The 12,174-nt window shown below is 65.6% G+C and carries 12 protein-coding genes; 5 read left to right on the top strand and 7 right to left on the bottom strand.

Annotated elements, in window-relative coordinates; genetic code table 11:
- Positions 1-82 precede the first annotated feature (82 nt).
- Both N7422_RS17290 and N7422_RS17285 read left to right on the top strand, forming a co-directional pair.
- Positions 83-958: an MBL fold metallo-hydrolase gene (locus N7422_RS17290; RefSeq protein WP_279807676.1), complete on the top strand. Its 876-nt coding sequence runs from the start codon at positions 83-85 to the stop codon at positions 956-958.
- Between the two features lie 28 nt (positions 959-986).
- Positions 987-1,601, top strand: a complete 615-nt coding sequence (locus tag N7422_RS17285) for an NAD(P)-dependent oxidoreductase (protein ID WP_279807675.1) — start codon at positions 987-989, stop codon at positions 1,599-1,601.
- A 56-nt stretch (positions 1,602-1,657) separates the two neighbouring features.
- Here N7422_RS17285 and N7422_RS17280 read toward each other — a convergent pair whose 3' ends face one another.
- Positions 1,658-2,524, bottom strand: a complete 867-nt coding sequence (locus tag N7422_RS17280; protein WP_279807674.1) for a LysR substrate-binding domain-containing protein — start codon at positions 2,522-2,524, stop codon at positions 1,658-1,660.
- Between the two features lie 113 nt (positions 2,525-2,637).
- Here N7422_RS17280 and N7422_RS17275 point away from each other — a divergent pair, with 113 nt between their 5' ends.
- Positions 2,638-4,275, top strand: coding sequence for a 5-guanidino-2-oxopentanoate decarboxylase (locus N7422_RS17275; protein ID WP_279807673.1), 1,638 nt, complete (start codon positions 2,638-2,640; stop codon positions 4,273-4,275).
- A gap of 47 nt (positions 4,276-4,322) precedes the next feature.
- Here the strand turns inward: N7422_RS17275 and N7422_RS17270 are convergent, their stop codons facing one another.
- Positions 4,323-5,243, bottom strand: a complete 921-nt coding sequence (locus N7422_RS17270; RefSeq protein ID WP_279807672.1) for an AraC family transcriptional regulator — start codon at positions 5,241-5,243, stop codon at positions 4,323-4,325.
- A gap of 202 nt (positions 5,244-5,445) precedes the next feature.
- On the opposite strand from N7422_RS17270, the gene N7422_RS17265 reads away from it, so the two are divergent.
- Positions 5,446-5,739 carry an antibiotic biosynthesis monooxygenase gene (locus tag N7422_RS17265; protein WP_279807671.1) on the top strand — a complete coding sequence of 98 codons (294 nt, stop codon included), beginning with the start codon at positions 5,446-5,448 and terminating at the stop codon, positions 5,737-5,739.
- A 42-nt stretch (positions 5,740-5,781) separates the two neighbouring features.
- The gene (locus N7422_RS17260; RefSeq protein ID WP_279807670.1) at positions 5,782-6,015 is read left to right on the top strand and encodes a hypothetical protein; all 234 of its coding nucleotides are present in this window, start codon (positions 5,782-5,784) and stop codon (positions 6,013-6,015) included.
- Here N7422_RS17260 and N7422_RS17255 read toward each other — a convergent pair whose 3' ends face one another.
- The 5 genes from N7422_RS17255 to N7422_RS17235 form a co-directional block, all read right to left on the bottom strand.
- Entirely contained in the window at positions 6,016-6,621 is a 606-nt protein-coding gene (locus N7422_RS17255) for a flavin reductase family protein (protein ID WP_279807669.1), read from the bottom strand.
- 118 nt (positions 6,622-6,739) lie between these two features.
- Complete coding sequence (locus N7422_RS17250; RefSeq protein WP_279807668.1) at positions 6,740-7,066, bottom strand: hypothetical protein; 327 nt, start codon at positions 7,064-7,066, stop codon at positions 6,740-6,742.
- A gap of 359 nt (positions 7,067-7,425) precedes the next feature.
- Positions 7,426-8,745 carry an MFS transporter gene (locus N7422_RS17245; protein ID WP_279807667.1) on the bottom strand — a complete coding sequence of 440 codons (1,320 nt, stop codon included), beginning with the start codon at positions 8,743-8,745 and terminating at the stop codon, positions 7,426-7,428.
- A 279-nt stretch (positions 8,746-9,024) separates the two neighbouring features.
- Positions 9,025-10,359, bottom strand: coding sequence for a sigma-54 dependent transcriptional regulator (locus tag N7422_RS17240; protein ID WP_279807666.1), 1,335 nt, complete (start codon positions 10,357-10,359; stop codon positions 9,025-9,027).
- Positions 10,353-12,110: an ATP-binding protein gene (locus tag N7422_RS17235; protein ID WP_279807665.1), complete on the bottom strand. Its 1,758-nt coding sequence runs from the start codon at positions 12,108-12,110 to the stop codon at positions 10,353-10,355. Before N7422_RS17235 ends, N7422_RS17240 begins: the two co-directional genes overlap by 7 nt.
- Between the last annotated feature and the right edge of the window lie 64 nt (positions 12,111-12,174).

Below are 12,174 nucleotides of genomic sequence, written 5' to 3'. Positions count from 1 at the left end.
AAACTATGTTGCAGCATCGCATTTTTTGTATTGGATCGGGCAACTAAGCTTGTTTCCATCGTCCCGTACACAGGAATGCCCCATGTCGCTCTTCACCCCTCTGCGTGGCCTGCTCCTGGCCTGCTTGACCCTGGCCGGCCCGGCCATGGCCGCCGAACCGCTCAAGCTCGATGTCTACAACCCCGGCCATGACGCCATCTTCCCGGTCAGCTCGGTGATCGTCAGTGGCGAGCACGATGCCATCCTGGTCGACGCCCAGTTCGGCAAGGCCCAGGCCCAACAGGTGGTCGAACGCCTGCGCAAGAGTGGCAAACAGCTGACCACCATCTATGTCAGCCACGGCGACCCGGACTACTACTTCGGCCTGGACACGCTCGTTCAGGCGTTCCCCAAGGCGCGGGTGGTGGCCTCGGCCGCGACCGTCGAGCATATCCGCAAGACCATGGACGCCAAGCTTGCCTACTGGGGCCCGCAGATGGGCGCCGACAAACCGGCGAAGCTGGTGGTGCCGGAGGTCCTCGAGGGCAATCGCCTGGAGCTGGAAGGCAACGCGCTGGAGGTGGTCGGCCTCGACGGGCCGCAGCCGGATCGCAGCTTCGTCTGGATCCCTTCGATCAAGGCCGTGGTCGGTGGCGTGGTGGTGTCCGAACATATCCATGTGTGGATGGCCGACACCCAGACTGCGCAATCCCATGCCGACTGGCTGAGCACCCTGGCGCACATCGAAAAGCTCGCGCCGCGTACCGTGATCCCGGGTCACTACCTGGGCGACAGCAGCCGTTCGCTGGCGGCGGTGCGCTTCACCGCCGGCTACATTCGTGACTTCGACGCCGAGGCCGCCAAGGCTGCCAACGCCGCCGCGCTGATCGCGGCGATGAAGCAGCGCTACCCGAACCTTGCCGACGAGAGCTCCCTGGAACTGGGCGCCAAGGTCGCCAAAGGCGAGATGAAGTGGTAACCCCTTTCAACCAACTGGAGTGTTTTCCATGAGCAAGATCGCAATCATCGGCGCCACCGGGCGCGCTGGCAGTCAGTTGCTGGAGGAGGCGCTGCGTCGTGGCCACAGTGTGGTGGCCATCGCTCGCGACCCAGGCGCGCTGCAAGGCCGTGAAGGTGTGACGGTCAAGGCGCTGGATGCCAAGGACAGCGCCGCCTTGCAGGCGGCGGTCACAGGCTGCGACGCCGTCCTGAGCGCGGCGCATTTCTCCACTCTCGAACCCCACGCGATCATCGAGCCGGTCAAGCGTGCCGGCGTCAAGCGCCTGCTGGTGGTCGGCGGTGCCGGCAGTCTGCTGCTGCCCTCCGGGCACCGGGTGATCGACAGTCCGGACTTCCCCGAAGCCTACAAGGCCGAGGCCAGCGCCGGGGTGCGCTTCCTCGATGTGCTGCGTCAGGAACCGTCGCTGGACTGGACCTTCCTGTCGCCGTCGGCGGAGTTCGTCGAAGGTGAGCGCAGCGGGCGTTACACGCTGGGCAAGGATCACCTGCTGATCGGCGCCGATGGCAAGAGCTGGATCACCTTCGCCGACTATGCGATCGCGATGATCGATGAGCTGGAGAAACCGGCGCACTCCCGGGCCCGGTTCACGGTCGGATACTGAGCCGTCTTCATCGCTGGTGACAGCGGCGAGCCTGCTGTGGGAGCGGGGCTGCCTGATTATCGAGCAGCACGCTCGCACAGCCACTCCATCAGCTCGGCCAGCCCTGCGGGCAGGGTCTTCGATGGGGTCACCAGGTAATACCCTTTCCCGGTTGTCACCTTCAGCTCGAACGGCATGCATAACCGCCCGGCGCGCAGATCATCGCCGATCAGTGAAAAATCGCCGATGGCAACCCCAGTCCCCTGCGCCGCCATCGCCATCGCCATGTCCAGCGTCTCGAAATGCTGCTTCGGCCCCTGCGGCTCGAATCCGGCTCCGGCCGCCTGCAACCACAGCCGCCAGTCATGCTCGTCCCGCGATGGATGCAGCAGCATGTGCCGGGTCAGGTCCTGCAATTGCAATGGACCGTCCGACAGGGATGGCGCACAGACTGGCGTCAGTTGCTCGTCGAACAGCTTGCACACCTGCAGTCCCTGGTTGGGTTCGGCGCCATAGACCACCGCCGCATCGAAGCCCTCCCGGCGAAAATCCACGCCATGCTGCACGGTGGTGGTCAGCTCCACCGGTACGTCAGGGCGCAGGGCTTGCCACTCCATCAGGCGTGGCAGCAGCCAACGCATCACGCAAGTGGGGGCCTTGAGTTGCAGTGTCGAACTGCGCCCGCCGACCTCGCGTACGCCTTGCTCGAGCAGGGCGAAGAGCTGCTGCACCCTGGGCAGCCAATCCTGGCCTTCGCGCGTCAGGGCCAGGCCGCGTGCCTGGCGCTGGAACAGCGGGTAACCCAGGTGCTCTTCCAACCCGGCGATCTGTCGGCTGACCGCACCCTGAGTGATATGCAACTGCTGCGCCGCGCGGGTGAAGTTGCAGTGCTGGGCGGTCACCAGGAAGGTATGCAAGGCGGGGAGGGGCGGTAGGCGTTTCATCACAGGTGAGCCATGAGGTCAAGTCATGGCTAGTATGTGTTTTTTTGCATTGTGGCGGTAGCCACCACTTGCTTCCATGAACACCGATCTCAACAAGAATCGGGTATTCGACGATGGCAACCTGTGGCGAAGTGCTGGTAAAACTCCTCGAAGGCTATGGCGTTGACCATGTCTTTGGCATTCCTGGCGTGCATACCGTGGAACTCTACCGTGGCCTGGCGGCGTCCTCGATCCGCCATGTCACTCCGCGCCATGAACAGGGCGCCGGTTTCATGGCCGACGGCTACTCACGCACGCGTGGCAAGCCAGGGGTGTGCTTCATCATCACCGGCCCGGGCATGACCAACATCACCACCGCCATGGGCCAGGCCTATGCCGACTCGATCCCCATGCTGGTCATCTCCAGCGTGCAGTCCCGCGACCAGCTCGGCGGCGGGCGTGGCAAGCTGCACGAGCTGCCCAACCAGTCCGGCCTGGTCGCTGGCGTGGCGGCATTCTCGCAGACACTGATGAGCGCAGACGACCTGCCCCAGGTCCTGGCCCGTGCCTTTGCCGTGTTCGACGGTGCCCGGCCGCGCCCGGTGCATATCGAGATTCCACTGGATGTGCTGGTCGAGCCGGCCGATCACCTGTTACCGGCGCGCCCGGTCCGCACCGCCCGCGCCGGTGCCGCGCCGTTGGCGGTGCAGCAGATGGCCACGCGCCTGGCCAAGGCCCGACGGCCGCTCATCCTTGCGGGTGGCGGCGCCCTGGGGGCTGGCGATGCGCTCACCCGCCTGGCCGAGCACCTGCAGGCGCCGGTGGCGCTGACCATCAACGCCAAAGGCCTGTTGCCTGCGCGCCATCCCCTGCAGATCGGTTCGACCCAGACCCTGCCGGCCACCCGTGCCTTGGTGGCCGAGGCCGATGTAGTGCTGGCCGTCGGCACAGAGCTGGCCGAGACCGACTATGACGTGACGTTCAAAGGTGGTTTCGAGATCCCCGGGAGCCTGCTGCGGATCGACATCGACCCGGACCAGACCGTGCGCAATTACCTGCCGGAACTGGCGCTGGTCGCCGATGCGGAGCAGGCGAGCGAAGCGTTGCTGGTGGCGCTGCAACTGCAGCCGCAACCACGGCGCGACGCCAGCTGGGGGGCTGCCCGCGCCGCGCGCTTGCGCGTGGACAACGCCGCCACCTGGGATCAGCCGACCTTGAGCCAGACGCGTCTGCTGACCGGCATTCTGGAAACATTGCCCAACGCCATCCTGGTGGGCGACTCGACCCAGCCGGTGTACACCGGCAACCTGACCCTGGACATGGCCCAGCCGCGTCGTTGGTTCAACGCCTCAACCGGTTACGGCACGCTGGGCTACGCCTTGCCGGCGGCGATGGGCGCCTGGCTGGGCAGCGCCGAAGTACCTGCGCAGCGCGCGCCGGCGGTGTGCCTGATCGGCGATGGCGGCCTGCAGTTCACCTTGCCGGAGCTGGCCAGCGCGGTGGAAGCCCAGGTGCCGCTGATCGTGCTGCTGTGGAACAACCAGGGGTACGAGGAAATCAAGAAGTACATGGTCAACCGGGCCATCGAGCCGGTGGGCGTGGATATCCATACCCCGGACTTCATCGGCGTGGCGCGGGCGCTGGGGGCCGACGCCGAGGACGTCGGCGATCTCGTCCAATTGCAGGCGGCGCTGGCACGGGCGGTGGAGCGCAAGGGGCCGACCTTGATCCAGGTGGATCAAGGGCAGTGGCAGCAGGCGGTGCAAGGCTGAAGTGCGCGCGAGGGCTATGCCCTCGGTTCGCGGGCACCGCGGGTTGTTCAGCTGGCGCTCGCACGTAGGCGTGCCACGTCGCGTATCGGTGGCGCGCCGTACAACCGGCTGTATTCGCGGCTGAATTGCGATGGGCTTTCATAACCCACCCGATACCCCGCCACCGCTGCCTCCAACCCGTCGTTGAGCATCAATCGCCGGGCTTCCTGCAGGCGCAGTTGCTTCTGGTACTGCAACGGGCTCATGGAGGTCACCGCCTTGAAACGGTGATGCAGGGTCGACGTACTGAGGTTGACCTCGCGCGCCAGGTCCTCGATCCGCAACGGTTCCTGATAATGCTTGTTGAGCCAGGCGATGGCCTGGCAGACCCGGTGGGTCTGGCTGTTGGACAGGGCGATCTCGTACAGGCGCCAGCCTTGCGGGCTGCGCAGCACGCGATACATCAGTTCGCGCCGCACCAGCGGGGCGAGCACGGCGATGTCGCGGGGCGTATCGAGCAGGCGCAACAGGCGCAACAGGGTATCGAGCAACTGCGCATCGCTCCTTTCCACGAACAGCCCACGGCCGGCGGACTGGCTGGGCACCAGCATCGGCCCGCTTTCGGCGATCAGCTGACTGATCTGCGCCGGGTCGATGTCCAGGCGTACACCCAGGCACGGGTTCTCGGGGCTGGCTTCGAGCAGGGCGCCGGTAATGGGCAAGGTTACCGAGACCACCATGTAGTGCAGCGGGTCGTAGGTATACCGTTCGTCGCCGAGGAACAGCGTCTTGCTGCCCTGGGCGAGGATGCACAAGGCCGGTTGCGCCAGTGCGGGAATGCCGCGCACATCTTCCTCGTAGCGGGTCAGGTACAGGTCGTCGATGGCCGACACCGGCCCGTATGGGCCATGGCCATGGCGTTGGATCAGGCCGGCCAGCTCCTGGCGTTGCTGTTCCAGGATCGGGTCGAGGGGGATGGATGGCGTCATGGCGGGTTTCCTCTGCTGACCGGGGCAGCATAGGTTTGGGCAATGACCGGCGCTAGTCGAAAGCTGCAGATCGATTGCCTGATCCTGCCGCACGGCAGGATCAGGCAATCGGTCGGCAGTAATGGCCTAACGTCGCGCGTGGGCGAGCCCCTAACCTTGGCAGCCTGGTTTTCCCGTCCGTAGCGCTTCAAGGAGATCGTTCATGACCCAGCAGCAACCGGTCACACACCTGGCTTTCATCCGCGCCAGCAACGGTCGTTCCGCGGAACTCGGCGTGCGCCTGCGCGACCTGCTCGAGCCGTCGCTGCAAACGCCGGGCTGCCTGAGTTTCAGCGTGCAGCGCTCGCAGGTCGATACCGACCTGTGGCTGCTCAGTGGCAGCTGGCGCGACCAGCAGGCGATGAGCGGCTACTTTGCCTCGCCCACGCTGGCGGTGTTCGGCGAACTGGTGCAGGAACAGGTGGTCAGCAGCCTGGACCTGCATACCTTCGCCTAGCGTGTAGAATGCCGCCCCTCGATCACACAGGCGGAGTGCAGCATGGCACGTAGAGAGTTCCCCCACTTCGAAGCGGTTTCGGCGATGGTCCCGGTGGAAGGCGGCGGCTACAGCGCGGCGATCGCCGTGAAGGCCCTGGGCATGGGCGGCGCGCCGCGATTTCACAAGGTGCTCGACGGGCAGGTGTTCAAGTCGGCGATCGCGGCCGACGAGGCCGCCTGCGCCGAGCTCGAACGCCTGCAGGGCGTGGGCGAGGAAGGCGAGCTGGTCTTCTGATCAGGCCTGCGGGCGGGCCATCTTGAACAGTTCGCCCAGGGCGAAGTAGGCGGCCGGGCCGCCGCCACGCAAGATCGGCTCGGCGGCCGCAGTGTCATAGAGGCCATCCTTGAGCAGGTGTTCGGCAATGTGCACTGCCACCACCTCGCCCAGGATCAGCCAGCTGGGAACCAGCGCCTGGTCGGCGCGCTTGAGCTGGACGATCTGGCTCACCTTGCACTCGAAGCTCACCGGGCTTTCGCCTACCCGCGGCACCTTCACCACGTTCGAGGCGGTGGGGGTGAGGCCGCTCAGCACGAACTCATCGACATCCGCCGCCACGGCGGCGCAGCTCTGGTTCATCTGTTCCGCCAAGGGGCGGGTAGCCAGGTTCCAGACGAATTCACCGGTCTGTTCGATATTGTTCAGGCTGTCTTTGCGCCCGACGCTGCAGAAGCCGACGATCGGCGGAATGTAGTTGAAGGCGTTGAAGAAGCTGTAGGGCGCCAGGTTCAGGCGGCCTTCAAGGTCGTGGCTGGAGATCCAGCCGATGGGGCGCGGGCCGACGATGGCGTTGAACGGGTCATGGGGCAGGCCGTGGCCTTTGGCGGGTTCGTAGTAGTACATCTGCGCAAGGCCGCGAGGCCCTTCCTGGTTGGGAACGAGGCGCCTAGTGTGCCAAGGCTTTGCCCGGCTGCAAATGATCAAGCCCGGCCGAGGCCGGGCTGGTTGCGCGCATCGGTGATCAGCCGATGCGGTGGCCGTTGGTGCGATCGAAACCGTCTTCGGCGAAGCGCTGGGCGCCGGTGCGATCGAAACCATCTTCGGCGAAGCGCTGGGCACCGGTGCGGTCGAAGCCATCTTCGGCGAACCGCTGGCCGCCGGTGCGATCGAATCCGTCTTCGGCGAAGCGTTGGGCGCCGGTGCGATCAAAACCATCTTCCGCGTAGTTGGCCGATTGGCGCTCTACGGCTGCGAAGGTGTGGGCGTTGGTGCGGTCGAAGCCGTCTTCGGCGAAAGCGCCGGTAGCCAGTACCGAGAGGGCGAGAGTGAGGATCAGTTTGTTTTTCATGGTCGTTGCTCCGGGGGGTTGCCGAGGTTGTTGTTTCCTATGGCTCTAATGCTACGCCAATGAATTCGATTAAAAAGCGCAAAAATAAGCGCATAAAAATCCAATTAATCGATATATGTGCGTGCGGTAATCGTTCAGCTGGCGCCCCGCTCGCCGACAGGCTGACGCTCCTGGTTCCTGCATTGGAGGTCGCCTATCGGCGAGGAGGCCATTACAGGGTGTCGGTAGGCAATTAATAGGAAGTTAAGGGGGAGCGACCGTTCGTCCTAAGCACGGCTCTGGAATCCGCTGATGATTTCCCCCAAAAAAAAGGGCGCCCCGCATGCGGGGCGCCCTTTTGCCTGTCAGCGACAGGTGGATCAGTCAGTGGTGATCCGCGAGTGCTGCTTGGTGTCCTTCATGGTCGCGTAGACCAGCAGCGAGCAGGCGATACAGCCGGTGACGTACCAGTAGAAGCCGGTTTCCATGCCGATGCTCTTGAACCACAGGGCCACGTATTCGGCGGTGCCGCCGAAGATCGACACGGTCAGCGCGTATGGCAGGCCGACGCCCAGGGCGCGGATCTCGGTAGGGAACAGCTCGGCCTTGACCACGGCGTTGATCGAGGTATAGCCGCTGACGATGATCAGCGCGGCCATGATCAGGAAGAACGCGCCCCACCAGCTCTGGATGGTGTGCAGGGTGCTGAGGATCGGTACGGTGAACAGCGTACCGAGCACGCCGAAGGCGATCAGGATCGGACGCCGGCCGATCTTGTCGGACAGGCCGCCGATCACCGGCTGCAGGCACATGAACAGGAACAGCGTTGCCGCCGAGATGGTGGTCGAGTCGCTGATGCTCATGCCCACGGTGTTGACCAGGTACTTCTGCATGTAGGTGGTGTAGGTGTAGAAGGCCAGGGTGCCGCCCATGGTCAGGCCGACCACGGTCAGCAGTTCCTTGGGGTGGCGCATCAGGGTGCGCATCAGGCTTTCCTTGGACTTTTCCTTCTTGGTGAAGGAGGCGGTCTCTTCCATGCCGCGGCGCAGGTACAGCGCAACCACCGCGCACAGTGCGCCGATGACGAACGGCACGCGCCAGCCCCAGGCATACAGCTCTTCGGTGGTCAGCACGTTCTGCAGGATGATCAGCACCGCCAGGGCGATGAGCTGGCCGGAGATCAGGGTCACGTACTGGAAGCTGGAGAAGAAGCCACGGCGTTCCTTGCTGGCCATCTCGCTCAGGTAGGTGGCCGAGGTGCCGTATTCACCACCTACCGAAAGGCCCTGCATCAGGCGGGCGATCACCAGCAGGATCGGCGCGGCGACGCCGATGGTCTCGTAGCCTGGGGTCAGGGCGATGACCAGCGAGCCTGCGCACATCAGCAGTACCGAGGCCATCAGCGCGGCCTTGCGGCCCTTGCGGTCGGCGTACAGGCCCATCAGCCAGCCACCGATCGGGCGCATGAGGAAGCCCACGGCGAAGATCGCGGCGGTGTTGAGCAGTTGCGCGGTGGTGTCGCCGGCAGGGAAGAAGGCCTTGGCGAAGTACAGCGAGAACGCGGCGTAGACATACCAGTCGTACCATTCGACCATGTTGCCGATGGAACCACTGAAGATCGATTTGAGGCGGGAGGCGGTGGACTTTTCCGCGGCGGGTGCAACGGCCGCCCCGGTGGGCAGAGTGCTGGCGTTATCCATCAGGGATACCTTCTCGTTGTTTTTGTGGAGCGCGCTCGGGGCGCAGCTTGAGAAGGGTTTTGCAGGAGGTGTGCCAAATGGGTGCCGGGTGATCCATTTGGGGGCGTCTTGCGCCCATCGCTGGCAAGCCAGCTATCACCCAGGCCGTGTCCTGGCTGGGTGGCGAATAAACCTGGGGGCGCTGGCGTGCCAGCGATGGGCTGCAAGGCAGCCCCTTGGATCGAGGGGCGAATGAGCAATCTTCCGCTCATTTGCTTGAATCGATAGGCGGATATCCGCTCATTGGTTTTCGAGAAAATCCTCGCGCGCCAACCCGTGCCGCTGCATTTTTTCGTTCAGGGTGCGCCGCGGCAGCTGCAGCGCCTCCATCACCCCTTTGATCTCGCCCTTGTGCTGGCGCAAGGCAGCGCGCAGACACTGGGCCTCGAAGGCTTCCATCTGCTCGCTCAGGGACTGTGCATCCGGCAGGGTTTCCAACGCCGGGGAGCCCAACCCCAACGCATGGCGCTCGGCGGCATTGGCCAGTTCGCGCACGTTGCCCGGCCAGTCGTGGGCCAATAGCCGGGCAAGCTGCGCACCGCTCACCGGCGGGGCAGTGCGGCCCAGGCGTTCGGCGGCGGCACGGGAAAAGTGCTCGAACAGCAGGGGAATGTCCTCCCGCCGTTCGCGCAGGGGCGCCAGATGCAGTTCGGCAACGTTCAGACGGTAGGCCAGGTCCTCGCGGAAGCGCCCGGCACGGGCCTCCTCCAGCAGGTCGGGCTTGGTCGCGGCGATGATCCGCAGGTCGATGGCGATGCTCTGGTTGGCGCCCAGGCGCTCCAGTTTCTGCTCCTGGATCACCCGCAACAGCTTGGCTTGCTGAGCCAAGGGCATGCTTTCGATCTCGTCGAGGAACACGGTGCCGCCGTTGGCGTACTCCAGCTTGCCGATGCGCTTGCCCTGGGCGCCGGTGAAGGCGCCGCTTTCATGGCCGAACAGCTCGGCTTCGAACAGCGCTTCGGGAATGGCGGCGCAGTTGAGCGCGACGAACGGCTTGTCGGCGCGCGGGCCGAAATCGTGCAGGCAGCGGGCCACGCGCTCCTTGCCGCTGCCGGTTTCGCCCCGGATCAGCACGTTGACCGGCAGGCCCGCCAGGTCGAGCACCTGGCGGCGCAGCTGCTGCAGCCCCTGGGACATGCCCAGCAGGGTGCCTTCCAGTTGCGCCTTGAGATCGGCCTGCTCGTGCAGGCGGCGGTTCTCCAGCACCAGCTGGCGTTTTTCCAGGGCACGGCCGAGGCTGCCCATCAGGTGCTGTGGGGTGAAGGGCTTTTCCAGGAAATCGTAGGCGCCGTTGCGCATCGCTTCGACCGCCATGGGCACATCGCCATGCCCGGTAAGCAGGATCACCGGCAGGTCGGGATCGTCCCGCTGCACGCGCTCGAGCAGTTGCAGGCCGGACAACCCGGGCATGCGTACGTCACTGACGATCACCCCGGGGAAGTTGCGCGGCAACTGGGCCAGGCATTCGTCGGCGCGGGCGAACAGCTGCACGCTGAACCCCGACAGGCTCAGCCACTGTTGCACCGCGGTACGGATGCTGGCTTCGTCATCGACGACGATCACTGAATTCAACATGGGGACTCCAGGTCGCGGGGCAGGGTGAGGCTGAAACGCGCACCGCCCGGCAGGTTCTCGACCTGCAGGCGGCCACCGGCATCGCTGACGATGCCATAGGAGATCGCCAGTCCCAAGCCCAGTCCCTCGCCCACCGGCTTGGTGGTGAAGAACGGGTCGAAGACCTTGGACAGATCGCTTTCCTGGATGCCGCCGCCGGAGTCCAGCACGCTCAGTCGCCATTGTCCGTCATCGGCCTCGATGCGGATCTCCAGGCGTTTGTAGCGCTTGTCGGCCATGGCGTCGAGGGCGTTGCGCAGCAGGTTGATCAGCACCTGCTCGAGGCGGATCGCATCGCCGCGCACCCACGCCGGCCGTGCCAGGTACAGCGCCACTTCCACCTCCTCGGCGCGGATGCGGGCATCGAGCAGGTGCAGGGCCTGGTCGACCACCAGGGCCAGGTCGAGGCGCTCGCGCAAGCCGCCGGGGCTGTTGCGGGCGAAAGTCTTCAGGTGGCCGGTGAGCGCGGCCATGCGTGTGAGCATCTGCTCCAGCGGCTCCAGGGCCTGGCGTGCCTGTTCGTGGCGACCCTGGTCAAGCAGCAGGCGCAGGGTTTCCAGTTGCATGCGCTGGGTGGTCAGGGGCTGGTTGATTTCGTGGGCCAGGGCCGCCGACATCTGCCCCAGCGCCGCCAGCTTGGCCGACTGCACCAGGCCTTCCTGGGCCGTGCGCAGGTCGCGGGTGCGCTCTTCGACCTGGCGCTTGAGTTCTTCGCGGCTGCGCTGGCGCAGGCGGGCCAGGCGCAGGCGCTGGCTGACGAACAGGGCGGCGAACACCAGGCTCAGCCAGATCGCCGAGGCGGCCAGGGCGGCGTTGCGACCGTCCTCGGCGACCTGCGGCTTGCGCAGCAGGTGCAGGGTCCAGCCTTCGGCTTCCAGTGGCAGGCGTTCCCAGAGGTATTCGGCGAGGCCATCCGGGCCTTGCACGCGGGTCAGGTGACTGGTGTCGGTGAAGCGGGTCAGGGCCTGGTGTTGCAAGGGCACCAAGGGCTGCTTGTCGTACTGGCGGGTTTCGGCAAGCTCGGCGCGGTCGGCGCCGGACAAGGGCTGCAACTCGCGGTAGCGCCAACCGTCCTGATTGGCGATGAACGTGATGCCGCGCGCGTCGCTGACCAGCAGGATATCGCTGCCCTGACGCCACTCGCGTTCAAGTTCCGGGAACTCCAGCTTGACCACCATGGCACCGAGGAAGCGGCCGTGCTCGTCGTTTACCGCGCTGGACAGGAAATAGCCCGGCACGCCGCTGGTCACGCCGACCGCGTAGAAGCGCCCGCTGCCCTGGCTGCGGGTCTGCTTGAAGTAGGGGCGAAAGCCGTAGTTGGAGCCGACGTAGGTAGTCGGCAGGCGCCAGTTGCTGGCCGCGATGGCCAGCCCGGTGCGGTCGAGCAGTTCCAGTGTCGAGGAGTTGGCGGCGCCGTTGATGCGTTCGAGCTTGCGGTTCAGGGCGTCCTGTACCGGTTCGGTGACCGGGCCGCGCAGGGCGTCGATCAGCTCCGGGGCCAGCGCCAGCACGGCGGGCAGGGCGCGGTAGCGTTCGATCAGGGTGTGCAGCGCATTGGCGTACAGGCTCAGCTGCTGGCTGGCCCGACGGGCGTCGGTTTCCATCGCCTGGCGCTTGGCCTGTTGCATCGCCCAGCCGGCGCTGAGGACGGTGCCGACCAGGATCAGCAGGACGATCAAGCCCAGGCGCAGGGCGCGAAAGGATGAGGGCATGGGGCGGATCCGGGATCTCGGTTGTCTGTGCCGGCCTCATCGCGGGGCCAGCCCGCGCCTACGG

The sequence above is a fragment of the Pseudomonas sp. GD04091 genome, assembly GCF_029836165.1.
Classification (GTDB): Bacteria; Pseudomonadota; Gammaproteobacteria; order Pseudomonadales; family Pseudomonadaceae; genus Aquipseudomonas.
This window is presented reverse-complemented; position numbering and strand designations above follow the sequence as displayed.